The 16,300-nt window shown below is 69.9% G+C and carries 13 protein-coding genes; 5 read left to right on the top strand and 8 right to left on the bottom strand.

All coding sequences use genetic code 11. The features are described 5' to 3' along the window. Positions 1 to 146: 146 nt before the first annotated feature. Positions 147 to 1,337 (bottom strand): ROK family protein, encoded by a 1,191-nt coding sequence (locus NBY69_RS22655; RefSeq protein ID WP_250303117.1) that lies wholly within the window; start codon positions 1,335 to 1,337, stop codon positions 147 to 149. A gap of 129 nt (positions 1,338 to 1,466) precedes the next feature. On the opposite strand from NBY69_RS22655, the gene NBY69_RS22650 reads away from it, so the two are divergent. The 4 genes from NBY69_RS22650 to NBY69_RS22635 are packed head-to-tail and all read left to right on the top strand — an operon-like array spanning position 1,467 to position 5,885. Beyond that, positions 1,467 to 2,765, top strand: a complete 1,299-nt coding sequence (locus NBY69_RS22650) for an ABC transporter substrate-binding protein (protein ID WP_250303116.1) — start codon at positions 1,467 to 1,469, stop codon at positions 2,763 to 2,765. Further along, on the top strand, positions 2,762 to 3,697 hold the full coding sequence (locus NBY69_RS22645) for a carbohydrate ABC transporter permease (RefSeq protein WP_250303115.1): 936 nt from the start codon (positions 2,762 to 2,764) through the stop codon (positions 3,695 to 3,697). Before NBY69_RS22650 ends, NBY69_RS22645 begins: the two co-directional genes overlap by 4 nt. A gap of 56 nt (positions 3,698 to 3,753) precedes the next feature. Next, positions 3,754 to 4,572: a carbohydrate ABC transporter permease gene (locus tag NBY69_RS22640; RefSeq protein WP_250303152.1), complete on the top strand. Its 819-nt coding sequence runs from the start codon at positions 3,754 to 3,756 to the stop codon at positions 4,570 to 4,572. After that, positions 4,569 to 5,885: a Gfo/Idh/MocA family protein gene (locus tag NBY69_RS22635; RefSeq protein ID WP_250303114.1), complete on the top strand. Its 1,317-nt coding sequence runs from the start codon at positions 4,569 to 4,571 to the stop codon at positions 5,883 to 5,885. The genes NBY69_RS22640 and NBY69_RS22635 overlap by 4 nt, the downstream gene beginning before the upstream one ends. A 26-nt stretch (positions 5,886 to 5,911) precedes the next feature. Here the strand turns inward: NBY69_RS22635 and acs are convergent, their stop codons facing one another. The 3 genes from acs to NBY69_RS22620 form a co-directional block, all read right to left on the bottom strand. Further along, positions 5,912 to 7,873 carry an acetate--CoA ligase gene (acs, locus tag NBY69_RS22630; RefSeq protein ID WP_250303113.1) on the bottom strand — a complete coding sequence of 654 codons (1,962 nt, stop codon included), beginning with the start codon at positions 7,871 to 7,873 and terminating at the stop codon, positions 5,912 to 5,914. 115 nt (positions 7,874 to 7,988) lie between these two features. Further along, entirely contained in the window at positions 7,989 to 8,636 is a 648-nt protein-coding gene (locus NBY69_RS22625) for an acetate uptake transporter (RefSeq protein WP_250303112.1), read from the bottom strand. A 209-nt stretch (positions 8,637 to 8,845) separates the two neighbouring features. Beyond that, positions 8,846 to 9,415, bottom strand: coding sequence for a DoxX family protein (locus NBY69_RS22620; RefSeq protein ID WP_250303111.1), 570 nt, complete (start codon positions 9,413 to 9,415; stop codon positions 8,846 to 8,848). Positions 9,416 to 9,661: 246 nt separating this feature from the next. On the opposite strand from NBY69_RS22620, the gene NBY69_RS22615 reads away from it, so the two are divergent. Continuing rightward, a complete protein-coding gene (locus tag NBY69_RS22615; RefSeq protein ID WP_250303110.1) occupies positions 9,662 to 10,336 on the top strand; it encodes an endonuclease V in 675 nt (224 codons plus the stop codon). Positions 10,337 to 10,358: 22 nt separating this feature from the next. On the opposite strand, the gene NBY69_RS22610 is transcribed toward NBY69_RS22615, so the two are convergent. From NBY69_RS22610 to NBY69_RS22595, 4 genes are read right to left on the bottom strand one after another with little or no spacing between them, the layout of a single operon-like run. Continuing rightward, complete coding sequence (locus tag NBY69_RS22610; protein ID WP_250303109.1) at positions 10,359 to 12,380, bottom strand: ABC transporter ATP-binding protein; 2,022 nt, start codon at positions 12,378 to 12,380, stop codon at positions 10,359 to 10,361. A 51-nt stretch (positions 12,381 to 12,431) separates the two neighbouring features. Then, positions 12,432 to 13,331: an ABC transporter permease gene (locus NBY69_RS22605; RefSeq protein WP_250303108.1), complete on the bottom strand. Its 900-nt coding sequence runs from the start codon at positions 13,329 to 13,331 to the stop codon at positions 12,432 to 12,434. Then, on the bottom strand, positions 13,328 to 14,278 hold the full coding sequence (locus NBY69_RS22600) for an ABC transporter permease (RefSeq protein WP_250303107.1): 951 nt from the start codon (positions 14,276 to 14,278) through the stop codon (positions 13,328 to 13,330). The genes NBY69_RS22605 and NBY69_RS22600 overlap by 4 nt, the downstream gene beginning before the upstream one ends. Beyond that, positions 14,275 to 16,125, bottom strand: coding sequence for a peptide ABC transporter substrate-binding protein (locus NBY69_RS22595; RefSeq protein ID WP_250303106.1), 1,851 nt, complete (start codon positions 16,123 to 16,125; stop codon positions 14,275 to 14,277). The genes NBY69_RS22600 and NBY69_RS22595 overlap by 4 nt, the downstream gene beginning before the upstream one ends. Between the last annotated feature and the right edge of the window lie 175 nt (positions 16,126 to 16,300).

Below are 16,300 nucleotides of genomic sequence, written 5' to 3'. Positions count from 1 at the left end.
CGGGTGGTGAACAGGGCCCGCCCCGTCCACTCCGCCCAGCGCTGCTCCCCTGTCGCCCCGCACCCGGACCGGACCTGGACTCTTTCCAGGTCCGGTCCACCGTGAGGACGACGGCTCAGCCGCGGGACGGGGCGTCAGCGTCAGCGTCAGCCGGGGTGGACGGAAGGGAGTGCGGGGAGGTCGCCCGCCAGCAGGGATCGTTCGACGTGGTCCAGGGCGTGGCGGACCGCGCCCAGGGCGACTGCCTCGTCGCCGAGTTCGGAGGTGGCGACGCGGGGCGGGAAGAGGCAGTGGTCCGACAGGTAGCCGCGGACGGGGCCGGCGAGGAGTTCACCCGTGCGGGACAGGCCGCCTCCGATGACCACGATGTCGGGGTCGATGGCGAGGACCATCGCCGCGAGACCGGCGGCGAGTTCGCGGGCGAAGGCATCGACGAGTTCCGCGGCGGCCCGGTCGCCGTCGCGTGCCGCTTCGAACACGCGCTGCGCGGCCTCGGCCGGACGCTCCTCACCCGCGGCCGGGTCGTCGTAGGGGGCGAAGCGCTCGAAGGAGTGCAGCCAGTTCAGGTACGCGAGGTGGCCGATCTCGCCCGCGGCTCCGTGGCTGCCCCTCCGGGGTCTGCCGTCCAGGAGCAGTCCGGTGCTGAGCCGTCGCCCCGCGTGCAGGAGCACCACGTCGTCCGCGTCGCGGGCGGCGCCGCGCCAGCGCTCCCCCAGCGCGCCGAGCCGCATGTCGTTCTCGACCAGGACGGGGCAGGAGAGCCAGCGTCCGACCGCGCTCCGCAGATCGAGTCCTGTCCACTCGGGCAGTACGTGCGAGAGTGCGACGCGGCCCTCGTCGTCGACCACCCCGGTGGTGCCGATGCCCGCCGCGGTCAGCCGCTGTCTGCTGCTCCCGGCCGCGCTCAGGCAGCGGACGGCGTTGCGCCGGACGGCCGCGAGGCGCCCGGTCGCGCCTTCTTCCGGGCTCAGGGACGTGCGGCGTTCGGCGAGGACGGTACCGCGGAGGTCGGTCACGACAGCGAGCGTCTTGTGGGCGCCGATGTCGATCCCGAGAACGCGCCCGGCGTCCGCCCGGAAACGGTAGCGGCGGGCCGGCCGGCCCGCCGACCGCACGTCCTCCGGTTCCGGAAGTTGCTCCTGGGCCCACGAGCCGGCCACCAGGTCGGCGACGATGCTCTCGGTGGGCGGCCGGGTGATGCCGACGCGCCGCGCGAGTTCGGCCACGGTGAGGGGCCGGTCCGCCTGCATCAGCTCGCGCAGCGCCGCCGCCGCGTTCATTCTGCGCAACAACGAGGGATCGCCGCTGGTCCGCGTCATGGGCTTGTCTCTCTCCACTTCATGATCCTTCCTCAACTGCCTGCGAGGACCGGACCATTGACCTGGTCATCACGATGCTGCTACACCTTCCTCGGGCGGAATTAAATTAGCAAGTTTCTTATCCCCTGGTGTACTTGAGGAGCCCTTATGCCCAGAACGACTTCAGCCAGGCGCACGGTCGTCCTGTGTGCCGCGCTGGCCCTCCTGACCGCCGGCTGTACGGCGGGCGGCGGTGCGGGGCAGGCGTCCGACGGCTCGAAGACCATGACGTTCCTGACCTTCGAGACACCCAACCTCGACGCCGCCTACTGGGACGCCGCCATCGCGCGGGCCTCCAAGGCCGTTCCCGGTGTGAAGATCAAGAAGCTGGTGGCCCCCAGCGCCGACCGGAACACCTACGTCAAGCAGCTCGCCGCGTCCGGACAGCTGCCGGACATCATGATCTCCGTCAGCCCGGACGGCCTCGCGCAGTCGGGCAAGCTCGCCGCATGGCCCGCCGCCACGCTCGACGACTACGTGTCGCCGCAGTCCAATCCCATCGGCGGCAAGATCTACCAACTGCCCTACAACACCCAGCCCACGCCCCTCGTCTACTACAACAAGACGCTCTTCCGCGCGGCGGGCATCACCGCGGCGCCCACCACGTACAAGGACTTCCTGGCCGACTGCGCCGCGTTGAAGAAGAAGGGCGTCAACCCGCTCGTCGTCGGGGGCGGCGGCAAGGACACCTGGGCCGACGGCTTCCCCCTGATCGCCGCGGTCGGCACCGACGTCTACGCCAAGGACCCCCACTGGCTCGCCGAACGCCGCGCGGGCAAGCGGAAGTTCACGGACGCCACCTTCACCTCCGCACTGAACAAGGTGGAGAAGCTGGCCGGGAGCGGATACATCGACCGGTCCGGCCTGTCCCGGGACTACGCGTCGACCGAGCAGGCGTTCCGCGACGGCAAGGGCGCCATGTACCCGATGGGCTCCTGGTTCGCCGCCTCCGCGGACAGCAAGAAGCCCCCCTTCGACGTGGGAGTCTTCGCCTGGCCCGGCGACAACGGCGCCGACACCGTCCCCGCGTACACCGGCGGTGGCATCAGCGTCAGTTCCTCGGCCCCCGATGTGAAGCTCGCCCAGAAATGGTCCGCCGCCTTCATGCTGGACAAGCAGAACCTGGACGCCTCGGTCAGGTCCGACGGCTCACTCATCGCGGTCAAGGGATACACCCCGCCGACCACCATGGGCCCCGTGTACAAGGCCACGGTCAAGATCTACCAGGACGCCGCGCGGCGCGGCTCCGTCGTCAATGCCTTCTCCGTCGAGACCGGGGACACCGGTCTGGTGCCGGGCCTCTCGGACAAGTTGTGGGCCGGCACCGCCGAGTTGATCGCCGGACGCACGAGCGCCGGCGCACTCGCCCGACGCCTGGACGGCGAATGGGCGAAGGACGCCGGATGAGCGCCACGGACACCGCCCTGCCCGCGAGCGCGACCGCGCGCACCCGGCCCCGCGGAACGCTGCTGCCGCGGCTCGGGACCTTCTCCCTGTTCGCACTGCCGGGCATCGCCCTCTACCTGGCGTTCGTGCTCGTCCCCGTCGTCATGAGTTTCGTCTCCAGCCTCACCGACGAGAACGCGATGCACCCCGTGACCCACTTCGTCGGGCTGTCCAACTACCGGCAGCTGCTGAGCGATCCGTCGTTCCACCGCTCCTTGGGCAACACCGCCCTGCTCACCGCCGCCGTGGTCGTCGTGCCCAACGCCGTGGGCCTGGGGGTCGCCCTGCTGCTCGACCGCGGCAGCCGTCTCTACCGCATGCTGCGTACGGTCTTCTTCACCCCGGTCGTCCTCAGCTCCGTCGTCGTCAGCGTCATCTGGCAGGCGCTGCTCACTGACGACGGAATCATCAACAAGGTGCTGCGGTCACTCGGCGCGGAGCATCCGCCCGGCTGGCTGTCCGACCCCTCGCTCGCGCTGGGCACGGTCACCTTCATCATGTGCTGGCAGATGCTCGGCTTCTGCGTCGTCGTCCACCTGGCCGGGCTGCAAGGAGTCCCGGCCGAGCTCATGGAGGCGGCGGAGCTCGACGGCGCGGGCCCCGTACGGCGGTTCCGGCACATCACCTGGCCCATGCTCGCCCCCTCGGTGACCATCAACACGGTCATGCTGCTGATCACGGCCTTCAAGACCTACGACCAGGTGCAGGTCCTCACCAACGGCGGTCCCGGCGACGGAACCACCGCGACCGTCGCCTTCACCGTGATCACCACCGCCTTCACCGACAACAGAACCGGATACTCGGCCGCCATGTCCCTCACCATGCTGGTACTCATCGCCGTCGTCTCCGTCGTCGTCCTGCGGGTGCTGCAACGCCGGGAGGTGACCCTGTGACCGCCGTACTCGACCACGTCGCGAACCGGAAGCGCGCCGCCACCGGCGGACCGTCGGTGCACACCTGGCTGCGACCGCTCGTCGCCGTCCTCGTCACCGCCCTGTTCTTCCTGCCGCTGTATCTGGTCCTGGCCAACGTCTTCAAGCCGGGCGATGCCATCAACGCCTCCCCCGCGTCGCTGCCGATCCCCGCTTCCCTGGACAACCTCACCACCGTACTGACCCGCCCGGACCGCCTCTTCTGGTACGGACTGATCAACAGCACCGAGATCACGGCGATTTCGGTGATCGTCCTCACGGTCGTCTCCGCGATGCTCGGCCACTACCTGGCCCGCACACCCGGCCCGCTGTCCAAGATCGTCATGGTGGGGCTGCTCTGCGGCCTGATGGTGCCGCCCGCCGTCATCATGACGCCGATCACCGAAGTACTGCGCACCCTGGGGCTGATGGGCACCGTGCCCGGCGTCGTCGTCATCAACGCCGGCTACTACGTCCCCTTCGGCGTCTTCGTCTTCACCGGCTTCATCAAGACCGTGCCCATCGAGCTGGAGGAAGCCGCCGCCCTGGACGGCGCGAGCCGTCTTCGCATCTTCTGGCAGGTCGTCTTCCCGCTGCTGCGACCCGCCGCCGCGAGCGTGCTCATCTTCCTCGGGACGTGGATCTGGAACGACTTCCTCTCCCCGCTGATCATTCTCGGCCCGGCCTCCGGCACCACCGTCACCGTCGGGGTCTACCGCGCGATCGGCGAGCACCAGTCCGACTACGGCGCCGTGTTCGCCTTCATGTTCCTCGCCTCCATACCGATCCTCTGCTTCTACCTGGCCTTCCAGAAGCACTTCGTCAAGGGCCTCACCGGGGGAGCCACCAAGGGATGACCACCATGCCCGAAGCTCTGCGCTTCACTTCCGCCACCACCCGCACCCAGCGCCTGGACCGGCCGCTCACCATCGCCGTGGCCGGCGCGGGCGGCCGGGGCGCCGGATACGCCGATCTCCTCGCGGCCGACCCCGGCCGGGTTCGGATCACCGCCGTGGCCGAGCCCGACCCGCACCGCCGCGCCCGCTTCGCCGAACGGCACGGGCTGGACGCCGACCACGTCCACGACACCTGGGAGGACCTCGCCGCCCGCCCGCGGCTGGCGGACGCCGTCATCATCGCCGTCCTCGACCACGAACACCTCGACGCCGCCCTCGCGTTCATCGCGCGCGGCTACGACATCCTGCTCGAAAAGCCCATGGCCGTCAGCGACGACGACTGCGTACGCATCGCGGACGAGGCCGAGCGGGCCGGGGTGCTGCTGGGCCTCTGCCACGTCATGCGCTACACCCGCTACACCCGGGCCCTCAAGGCGGAGTTGAGCGCCGGCGCCATCGGGGACCTGGTCTCCGTGCAGCATCTCGAACCCATCGGCTCCTACCACTTCGCGCACTCCTTCGTACGCGGCAACTGGCGGCGCGAGGACGAGACCGGGCCGCTGCTCCTGACCAAGTCCTGCCACGACATCGACTGGCTGGGCGACCTCGTCGGAGCCCCCGCCCGCCGGGTGTCCTCCTTCGGTTCGCTGAGCCACTTCACCGCGGCGAACCGGCCCGAGGGCGCCGCCGAGCGCTGTCTGGACTGCCCGGCGCACGTGGAGAACACCTGCCCCTTCTCCGCAGCGCGCCTGTACCGGGCCGGGCTGCGCGAAGGCGCGGGCCCCAAGCACTACTTCACCTCCACCATCACCCCGCGGATGACCGAGGAAGCCGTCACCGACGCGCTCGCCACCGGCCCGTACGGCCGCTGCGTCTACAACTGCGACAACGACGTGAACGACCACCAGGTGGTGTCGATCGAGTACGAGGGCGGCGTCACGGTGGCCTTCACGCTCTCCGCGTTCACCCCCCAGGAGAACCGGCGCACCACGCTCTTCGGAACCCGGGGCCAGATCGTCGGCGACGGCAGGTTCATCGAGATCTACGACCACACCACCGAACGCCGCACGGTCATCGACACGTCCCTGGACGCCTCCAACAACACCGAGGGCCACGCCGGCGGTGACCGCGCACTCATCGACGCCTTCGTCGCGGCCCTCGCGGACGGAGATCCCGCCGCGCTGATGACCGGCGCCCGCACCGGGGTCGCCGGTCACCGGCTGGTCTTCGCGGCCGAGCGGGCCCGGCGTACCGGCACGGTCGTCACGCTCTGACCCACCGGCGGCCCGCCCGGCCCCGCTCACTCCTCGGTCGTCGCCGGGAGCTGCTTCCTGATGCTCTCCATCACGGTGTCGTCCGTCAGCGTCGTGACGTCGCCCAGCTCCCGTTCCTCGGCGACGTCCTTCAGCAGGCGGCGCATGATCTTCCCCGATCGTGTCTTCGGCAGTTCGGGGACCACCATGATCTGCCGGGGCCGGGCGATGGGACCGATCTCCCGGGTCACATGGGTCCGGAGCTGCTCCACGGTGCTGTGTGCCTCGCCTTCGCCCTCCGGCCTGTTGCGCAGGATCACGAACGCGACGATGCCCTGCCCGGTGGTCGGATCGGAGGCGCCGACCACCGCGGCTTCGGCCACGTCCGGGTGGGAGACCAGCGCGGATTCGACCTCGGTGGTGGAGATGCGGTGGCCGGAGACGTTCATGACGTCGTCGACCCGGCCGAGCAGCCAGATGTCGCCGTCCTCGTCCTTCTTCGCGCCGTCCCCCGCGAAGTAGACACCCGGGAACCGGGACCAGTAGGTGTCGCGGTAGCGCTGCTCGTCGCCCCAGATGGTCCGGAGCATTCCGGGCCACGGCTGGGTGAGGACCAGATAGCCGCCGGAGCCGTTGGGCACCGGCCGGCCGGTGTCGTCGACCACGTCCGCGGACACGCCCGGCAGCGGGCCCAGGGCGGAGCCGGGCTTGCAGGTGCTGACTCCGGGGAGCGGAGAGAGCATCTGCCCCCCTGTCTCGGTCTGCCACCAGGTGTCGACGACCGGACACCGGTCGCCGCCGATGGTGCGGCGGTACCACATCCACGCCTCGGGGTTGATGGGTTCGCCCACCGAGCCGAGCAGCCGCAGGCTCGACAGGTCGTGCCCGGCGGGGAACTGCTCGCCCCACTTCATGAACGTGCGGATCGCGGTGGGGGCGCAGTAGAGCACCGTCACGCCGTACCGCTCGACGATCTCCCACCAGCGGCCCCGGGTCGGGGTGTCCGGGGTCCCCTCGTACATCACCGAGGTGACGCCGTTGGCGAGCGGCCCGTAGACGATGTACGAGTGCCCGGTGACCCAGCCGATGTCCGCGGCCGTCCAGAACACGTCCTGCTCCGGCTTCATGTCGAAGACGGCCCAGTGGGTCCAGGCCACTTGGGTCAGATAGCCGCCGCTGGTGTGCAGGATGCCCTTCGGCTTGGCCGTCGTTCCCGAGGTGTACATGATGTACAGCGGATGCTCGGCGTCGAACGGCTGCGCCCGGTGCTCGGGCGACTGCCGGTCCACCAGGTCGTGCCACCACACGTCCCGTCCCTCGGTGAAGTCCACGTCCTGTCCGGTCCTGCGGACGACCAGGACATTGCGGACGTCGGGGCAGCGGGAGACGGCGTCGTCGACAGCCGGTTTCAGGGCCGCGGCCGCGCCCTTGCGGTACCCGCCATCGGCGGTGATCACGACGCGCGCGTCGCAGTCGAGGATGCGGTCCCGCAACGCGTCCGCGGAGAAGCCGCCGAAGACCACCGTGTGCGGAGCGCCGATGCGGGCGCAGGCGAGCATCGCGACGGCGGTCTCGGGGATCATCGGCATGTAGATCGCGACCCGGTCCCCGGCCCGGACGCCGAGTTCCTCCAGGGCGTTGGCCGCCCGGCACACGGCGTCCTTGAGGTCCGCGTAGGTGAGGGTGCGACGGTCTCCGGGCTCTCCCTCCCAGTGGAAGGCGGGCCTCGAACCGAGCCCGGCCTCGACGTGCCGGTCCACGCAGTTGTGGGCGACGTTGAGCCGGCCTCCGGTGAACCAGCGGGCGAAGGGCGGGTCGCTCCAGTCCAGCACCTGGGTCCACGGCTCGGCCCAGGTCAGCCGGTGCGCCTGGGCCTCCCAGAAGGCCAGCGGGTCGGCGCGCGCCGCGCGGACGTCGGCCGCGGTGACGTTCGCCTGCGCCGCCAGGTCCTCGGGAGGCGGGAAGCGCCGGTTCTCATGCATCAGGTTGGACAGCGTCTCGTCGCTCATCCGCACTCCTCGATGATCGTTCCGGGGGCCTTGTTCGCCGTGACGTTCCCGCCCTGTGCCGTACTTCCGGGGAAGTACGGCACAGGGCGGGAACGTCACGGACCGGTGGGGCGCCTCATCGGCGCAGGGAACCCACCGGGAGCAGCGTCTTCTTCCAGGTGTTGTTGGTGACGTAGGCGAATGAGGCGTACCAGGCGATCGCCGCGGTGACCAGCCCCGCCCATCCGCCTGCCTTGTCCATCGAGCTCGACTGCCCGAACGCGCCGATCGTCAGCAGGACGAAGGTGACGGTCAGGGCGACGAAGACACCGAGAACGGCCACGTTGACGCGCAGCGCGGCAAGCATCATGTACGCGGTGAAGATCGCCCAGGCCAGGAGGTACACGCCGAGCGCCTGGTAGGCGTGGGTCGGGGACAGGTGCGGCGCGATCCGTGTGATGAACCCGGCGAACGTGAGCCAGAAGGCGCCGTACGAGGCGAACGCGGTGGCCGCGAAGGTGTTGCCCCGCCGGAACTCCCACATACCGGCGAGCAGTTGCACGATCCCGCCGTAGAAGAAAGCGATGGGGAGGACGACCGCCTCGACGGAGACGTTGATCAGTCCTGCGTTGAACACGCTCAGGACGAATGTCGTCATGGCGAACGCGCCCAGGCCCAGGGCTCCCGGGTCGGCGATGTGCGGCGAGTCGGCCACGCGCGTGCCGGCCGCCGGTGTCGCACCGGGCGGAGACTGCGAACCGAGCTCTTCCTTGGTGGCTACCACGACTGCTCCCTCCAGCCGGTGCCGGCCGGTGAGGTCCCGCGGTGAACATGTGAGGCGCACGGGGGGCGATCACGAGCGACGGCGGTCCGGCATCCTGCTGTGCGCATATGCGCATCAAGCACTTATACGGCATTTATCAGGCTACGCCTGAGGCCCATGAGTGGCGCCTCGAACCGCCACCCGCCGTAAAGCGCATCGGAACAGCCGGGTCAGGCGGTTTCCGCGGCGTTCCCGGGGGCCGTCCCGGCCTCGGTTTCGGCTCGGAGCGTGGCGTCGGCCTGGTCCCTTCGCCGCTTGCCGACCACCGCGGCGCTCGCGAGCGCGCTGCCCGCGAAGGCCAGCGCCAGCATCCAGGGCCGGTCGAACCGGCGGCCGGTGGCGTGGTCGACGGAGTAGCGGCCCGCTCCCGCGAGTCCGATCGCGGCTGCGGTGAAGCCGAGGAACGCGGGGTACTCGTAGCCGCCCGACTGGGCGAAGAACCCGGCGGGCGCGTGCACGGCCACGGCCCCCGCCATCGTGCCCGCGACCGCGGCGCCCGCGGTGGGGGTGGCGAGCCCCAGGGCCAGCATCGCTCCGCCGCCCGCCTCACCCAGACCGGCGGCGACGGCGTTGCGGTGCCCCGGCAGGAATCCCATGTGCTCCATGCCCGCCGCGGTCCCCGACAGGCCGCCGCCGCCGAACCAGCCGAACAGCTTCTGCGACCCGTGCGCCACGAGCACGGCGCCGGTGCCGACCCGCAGGGCGAGCAGTCCCACGTCACGTCGGTTGATACAGGTCATCGCGGTCTCCAGGTGAACGGTTGGCGGTCGGGGCGCGGAGGCGTGCGATTCCACTCTTCGCCCCCGGCCCGCTCCGTCCGCACCGGGAGTGGTCCATCCGGGCGAAGGCGGTGACACGCGTCGCGTCACGGACCCGAGCGCGTCGGCGCACGCGGCCGTCGGTCGGACGGCCCGATGCTGCCGCACCAGAGGTCGGGGAGCAAGGGCGCGAACACGGTCCGTCGCGGCCCTCGTAGGCTGACGCCCATGGAGACACCCGCCGATGAGACGGCCGCCCGCGCGGTCCAGGACGAGCTGCGCACCCGCGTCGTACGGGACGAGCCCGGCCCCCCACCGGGGACCGGGCTCGTCACCGGTGTCGATGTGGCGTACGACGACGAACGGAACGTGGTCGCCGCCGCGGCCGTCGTTCTCGACGCCGCCACGCTGGCGGTCGTCGAGGAGGCCACCGCGGTCGGGGCGGTCGCGTTCCCCTATGTACCGGGGCTGCTCGCGTTCCGGGAGATCCCCACCGTGCTCGCCGCCCTCGATTCGCTGACCTCGGACCCCGGGCTGGTCGTCTGCGACGGCTACGGGCTGGCGCATCCACGGCGCTTCGGCCTGGCCAGCCATCTCGGTGTGCTGACGGGTCTGCCGGTGATCGGCGTCGCGAAGAACCCGTTCACCTTCTCGTACGAGCAACCGGGCGCCCGGCGCGGGGAGTTCACGCCGCTCCTGGCCGACGACGGCGAGGAGGTGGGCCGGGCGCTGCGTACCAGGGAGGGCGTCAAACCGGTCTTCGTCTCGGTCGGACACCGGGTCGGCATCGAGAACGCCTGCGCCCACACCCTGCGGCTCTCCCCCGACTTCCGGCTCCCCGAGTCCACCCGCCGCGCCGACGCGCTCTGCCGCCGGGCGCTGCGGGAGGCGACGGCCGTCTGACCGGCGCCTCCCGTCGGCGGGCTCAGGCCGCCTGCGCGCGCACCAGCGGGAAGTGGCAGGCCACTTGGTGGCCCTCGCCGTCCGGGGTGCTCGCCGGGGGCTCGGTCTCGGCGCAGATGTCCTGGGCGATCGGGCAGCGCGTACGGAACCGGCAGCCGGAGGGCGGGTTCGCCGCGGACGGGGTCTCACCGCCGAGCGGGGACCGGCCGGAGCCGGCCGTCTCGGGGTCCGGGACGTTGACCGTGTCGAGGAGACCGCGGGTGTAGGGGTGCAGCGGGTTCGCGTACACCTCCTCGGCCGGGCCCGACTCGACCAGCTTGCCGAGGTACATCACACCGACCGTGTCGGCGAGGTAGCGGACCACCGCCAGGTCGTGCGAGATGAAGAAGTACGTCAGCTCGCGGTCGCGCTGGAGCTCCCGCATCAGGTTGAGGATCTGTGCCTGGACGGAGACGTCGAGCGCGGAGACCGGTTCGTCGGCGACGATCAGGTCCGGGGAGAGCGTCAGCGCACGGGCGAGGCCGAGCCGCTGGCGCTGGCCGCCGGAGAACTCGTGCGGGTAGCGGTCGACCGCGCCGCGCGGCAGCCCGACGGCGTCCAGGAGTTCACCGACGATCCGGTCCTGTTCGGCGCGGTCGCCGACGCCCTGGATGACGAGCGGTTCGCGCAGGATGGTGCCGATGCGCATACGCGGGTCCATGGCCGCCGCGGAGTCCTGGAACATCAGCTGGATACGGCGGCGGTGCGCGCGGCGCTGGCCCCGGTCCATGGTGGCCAGGTCCTGGCCCTCGAAGACGATCGATCCCGCGGTGGGGTCCTCAAGACCGGCGATCATGCGGCCGATGGTGGTCTTGCCGCAGCCGGACTCGCCGACCATGCCGAAGGTCTCCCCCTTGCGCACGGTCAGGGAGACGCCGCCGACGGCGCTGACCGTCCCGTGCTTGCGGGAGAACGGGCCGCCGGCGAGCGGGAAGTCCTTGCGCAGGTCGGTGACTTCCAGCAGCGTGGCGCCCGTGGGCACGACGGCAGTGGTCTCCCGCTTCCCGGCCGCCGCGTCCCCGGCGTTCCGCTCGCCGTCCTCGGGCACCGGATGGAAGCAGGCGAACCGGTGGTCGCCCTCGGTCAGTTGCGGCTCTTCGGTGCGGCACACCTCGGTCGCGAACGCACAGCGTGCCGCGAACCGGCAGCCGTGCTGCTCGGTGGCGAGGTTGGGCGGCAGACCGGGGATGGTGCGCAGTTCGGTGGCGCCCTCGACGGCCTTCTCGGGCAGGGCCGCGAAGAGGGCCTGGGTGTAGCGGTGCCGGGGGCGGGCGAACAGGTCCCGTACGCCGGACGTCTCGGCGACCTTGCCCGCGTACATCACGGCGACCCGGTCGACGCGGTTGGCGATGACGCCGAGGTCGTGGGTGACCAGGATCATCGCCATGCCCAGGCGGGAGCGCAGCCCGTCGATGAGTTCCAGGATCTGGTGCTGGGTGGTCACGTCGAGTGCGGTGGTGGGCTCGTCGGCGATGAGGAGCTTGGGTTCGCAGACGAGCGCCATGGCGATGGCGACCCGCTGGCGCATACCGCCGGACAGCTGGTGCGGATAGGCCTTCATCCGCTCGGAGGGCTGCGGCATACCGACCAGGCCGAGCATCTCCTCGGCCCGCTCCCATGCCTCGCGCTTGCTGATGGGGCGGTGCAGCAGGAGGGGTTCGGCGACCTGGGCGCCGATGGTCATGGTGGGGTTGAGCGAGGTCAGCGGGTCCTGGAAGACCATGCCGATGGTGTTTCCCCGTACGTCGCGCAGCACGGGTTCACCGGCCGACGCGAGGTCGTGGCCGTCGAAGAGGACCCGCCCGGAGGACACGGCGCCGCCGGGCGGGAGCAGCCCGAGAACACTGAGCGCGGTCATGGTCTTGCCGCAGCCGGACTCGCCGACCACGCCGAGCGCCTCGCCGGGGGCCAGGTCCAGGCTGACGCCGTCGAGCGCGTGGACGGTGCGGTTACGGGACGCTATGTCGACATGGAGATCGTCGATCCGCAGCAGCGGCTCGGTCATGGGAGTGTCCTCCGGGCAGTGAAGGCAGGAAGCGAAAGCAGGGGGGTGTGGCTACTTCTTCTGGAGCCGTACTTCGAAGGCGTCCCGGAGGCCGTCACCCACGAAGTTGAAAGCGCCTACGACGAGCACGATGGCGATGCCCGGCGGGAAGATCAGCCACCAGTAGCCGTTCTGGGTGTACGTGATGCCCGAGGACAGCATCGAGCCCCAGTCGGCGGCGGGCGGCGGGATGCTGAGGCCGAGGAAGGCCAGGTAGCTGACGTACAGGATGGCGTCGGCGATCTGGAACGTGCAGTTCACGATCACCGTGCCGATGGCGTTCGGCACGATGTGCCGGAACACGGCGCGGGCTCCGCCGCCGCCCATCATCCGCATGGCCTGGACGTACTCGCGGTCGCGCAGCGAGAGTGCCTCGCCGCGGACCAGGCGGGCCGGGGAGAGCCAGGCCACCGCCGCGATGATCACGATGAGGACGCCCTTACTGGGCGTGATGATCGCGGCGACGACGACCAGCAGGAACATCGCGGGGATGGCGAGCGCGGCGTCCGTGACCCGCATCATCACGGCGTCGACCCAGCCGCCGAAGTACCCGGAGACGGCGCCCCAGAGGGTACCGAAGAGGGTGGCGAGCAGACCGGCGGCGAGGCCGACCTCCAGGGAGGACTGCCCGGCGAGCATCAGCCGGCCGAGCATGTCGTAGCCGAGGTCGGTGGTGCCCAGGAGGTGACCGGAACTGCCGGGTGCCAGGTTGGCCTGCGCCAGGTCGGTGTGGACCTGGTCGGTGGAGTGGATCAGCGGGCCCAGGTAGCAGAACGCGAGGAGCAGGACCAGCACGATCACGCCGGTGAGGGCGAGCTTGTTGCCGGTGAAGACCTGCAGGGTACGGCGGGCCAGTGAGGGCGTGGCGAGGTCGGCGTCCTCGTGGCCGGGGGCTATGACGGCAGTGCTCATGAGACGCTCCGGATCCGGGGGTCGAGGACGGCGTAGACGATGTCGGTGAGGAGCGATCCGACCACGGTGGCGACCCCGATGACGAGCGTCACGCCGAGCAGTACGGGGAAGTCGGAGCCCTGGGCGGCGTTCCAGAAGAGCAGGCCCATACCCGGGTAGTTGAACATCGACTCGACGACGAGGGCGCCGCCGAACAGCGTCGGCAGATACAGGCCGAGAAGGGTCGCGAGCGGGATCAGCGCATTGCGCATCACGTGCTTGGCGAGGATCCGCCGGCTGGACTGCCCCTTGGCCATGGCCGTACGGACGTACTCCTCGGTGAGGTTGTCCAGGGTGGCGGAGCGCATGTAGCGGCTGAACATCGCGATCACGCCGAGCGCCATCGTCACGATGGGCAGCACCATGCCGGAGAACCCGCTGAAGATGCTCGACAGGGACTCGCCCTGCGGTGCCTCGGCCGGGAAGACCGGGACCATCTGGCAGAAGACGATGATGAGGATCAGACCGAGGAAGAAGACCGGCGTCGCGTAGGCGAGGAAGGTCGCACCCGTCAGCAGGTAGTCGGTGATCTTGCCGCGGCGCACCGCCTGGAGCAGGCCGAGCGGGATCGCGATGATCACCGCGAGCGCCGTGGAGAGCGCCGTCAGCAGCAGCGTCTTGGGGAGTCGCTGCATCAGCAGGTCGGAGACGGGCTGGTTGAGCTTGTACGACACACCCAGGTCACCGGAGAGCAGGCGCTTCAGGTACTCCCAGTACTGCATGGGCAGCGCCCGGTCGTACCCCTGGACGTGGTTGAAGTGCTCGATCTGCTGCGGTGTGCCCTTGGGCCCGAGGATGGCGCGCGCCGGTCCGCCGGGGAGCAGGTGCAGCAGGACGAAGACGATGACCGACACCAGGAAGAGTACGACCACCGCCTGGAGAAGGCGCTTGAGGAGAAAGCCGGTCACTGGTCGGCCCCCTTCTTGACGTAGTACCAGTCCTGCGGGGCGAGGGTCACGGTGGGGTTCTGGTCGACGCCGCGCAGATCGTTGCGGATCACCGACACCTGGTAGGCGGGGTTCGGCATCCACATCACCGGGAGCTGCTTGGCAAGGTACTCGCCGTACGCGTGCATGGCGTTCGGGTCGGCGGAGTACTGGACGGCGCGGATGAGCTTGTCGGCCACGGGGTCCGAGTAGTTGCCGAAGTTGGCGGAGGCGCCGGTCGAGAAGAGCTGCTCACCACTGGGGTTGAGCGGGTAGTACCAGCTTCCCGCGGTGCCGAAGAAGGACATGTCCCAGTCGCAGCCGGGCTGACCCGCCTTGCAGGGAACGGAGTTGCCGAGGACCGAGTTCAGCGGCTGCTGGCGCACCTTGAGGTCGATGCCGGCCTTGCTGAGCGAGGACTTCAGCTCCTGCATCATGTTCGTCGACTCGGTGGAGCCGGACTGCGAGAGCAGTGTGAGGTTCAGCGGGGCGTTCTTCGCGATGCCCGCGCCGCACTGGTTGTCGCCGGTGCCGGGGCGGGTGCAGCGGGCCTGGCCGTCGCGGATCGTCCAGCCGTGGTCGACGAGGAGCGTACGGGCGGCCTGCACCGAGTACGGGTACTGGTTCTTCTCCATCGCCGGTGACAGGTACTGCGTCTTCGGCGTGATGGGCACGGGCCCGAGCGTCGGTGTGGCGCTGCCCTGCCAGATGACCTTGCTCATCGCCGTCTGGTCGACGAGGTGCTGCATGGCCTGGCGGATGTAGAGCTGCCGCAGGGCGGGGCCGCCGTGCGAGGAGTTGAAGTTGTAGACGATGTAGGTGGCCGCCCAGCCCTCCCACGGGTCGACGCGGTATCCGCGGTCCTGGAACGTCTTCTTCTGGGCGAGGACGGACGGGGCTATGTAGCCGTAGTCGACGCCACCGGAGCGCAGCACGTTGAACTCGGAGTCAGCGGTGGTGAAGGGCTTGAAGACGACCTTGTCCAGATGGGCCTTGTCGGAACCGGTGTACTTCGGGTTCCGTACGAGGGTGACCTGGCCGGTGTTCTGCCACTCGTCTATCTTCCAGGGCCCGTTGACGGTCTTCCAGAGCGGGTCCTTGGAGTAGGCGCCGAGGCTCTTGGAGTGCTGGGTCAGCCGGGCGAAGATCGCCTTGGCACCCGCGGTCGTGCGGTCCCGGTCGCCGATGGGCCCGCCGTCCTTCTCGGCGTCCCAGGCGGCCTGCGGGAGCGCGCGCATCAGGGTGAGCTGGTTGGCGGTGAACCAGTCGGGGTTGTAGGACCGGTTGAGGTGCAGCCGCACGGTGTGGGCGTCGACGGTCTCGAAGCTCTTGACGTTGTCGGGCATGGCGCCGACGGAGTAGCTGCCCCAGTCGGCCTTGTTGGCCTTGACGAGGTTGAACCAGAACTCGATGTCGCGTGCGGTCACCGGCTTGCCGTCGGACCAGGTGATGTCCTTGCGCAGCGGCACGGTGACCGTCCGGTTGCCGTCGCTGTAGACCGGCTTCTGGCCCAGCGTGTTCGGCCCGGTGGTGGTCAGCGCGCCGTCCTTCTTCACCGCGTCGTAGACGGGCATGAAGAGCAGCGACTGGATCGCGAAGTTGTACGTGGCGCCGTAGCCGGGAGCCCCGATGGGGAAGATCCAGTTCGGGGTGGCGGCCGGGGGCAGGGCCATCGTGGCGGTGCCGCCCTCGACCGGGGTACCACCGGTGGGTCCCATGGCTATCCGGCCGCCGTCCTGCGTACAGCCCGAGAGGGCCATCACGATCGCCGTCCCGGTGACCGCTGCGGCTAGTGCGCGGCGCCGCGCGGGTGAGCGCCTTGGGCGCATGGGTGGGCCTCCATCGAGTTCCGGCTGCGAGCCGACGTGAACATCGGCTGGAGAATGTCTGAAAGTTAGGACGGCAGATGAAACTAAGTCAAGAGCGAAAACGTGACCAAGTGCGCCCCAAGTGCAGCTTTTGATCCTCTTTGTCCGTTATTGGGATAGCGAATTGATGAAAAGT

This window comes from Streptomyces sp. A 4/2 (assembly GCF_940670765.1).
GTDB lineage: Bacteria > Actinomycetota > Actinomycetes > Streptomycetales > Streptomycetaceae > Streptomyces.
Note: the sequence above shows the minus strand (reverse complement) of the source record. Positions and strands in the feature narration are given on the sequence as shown.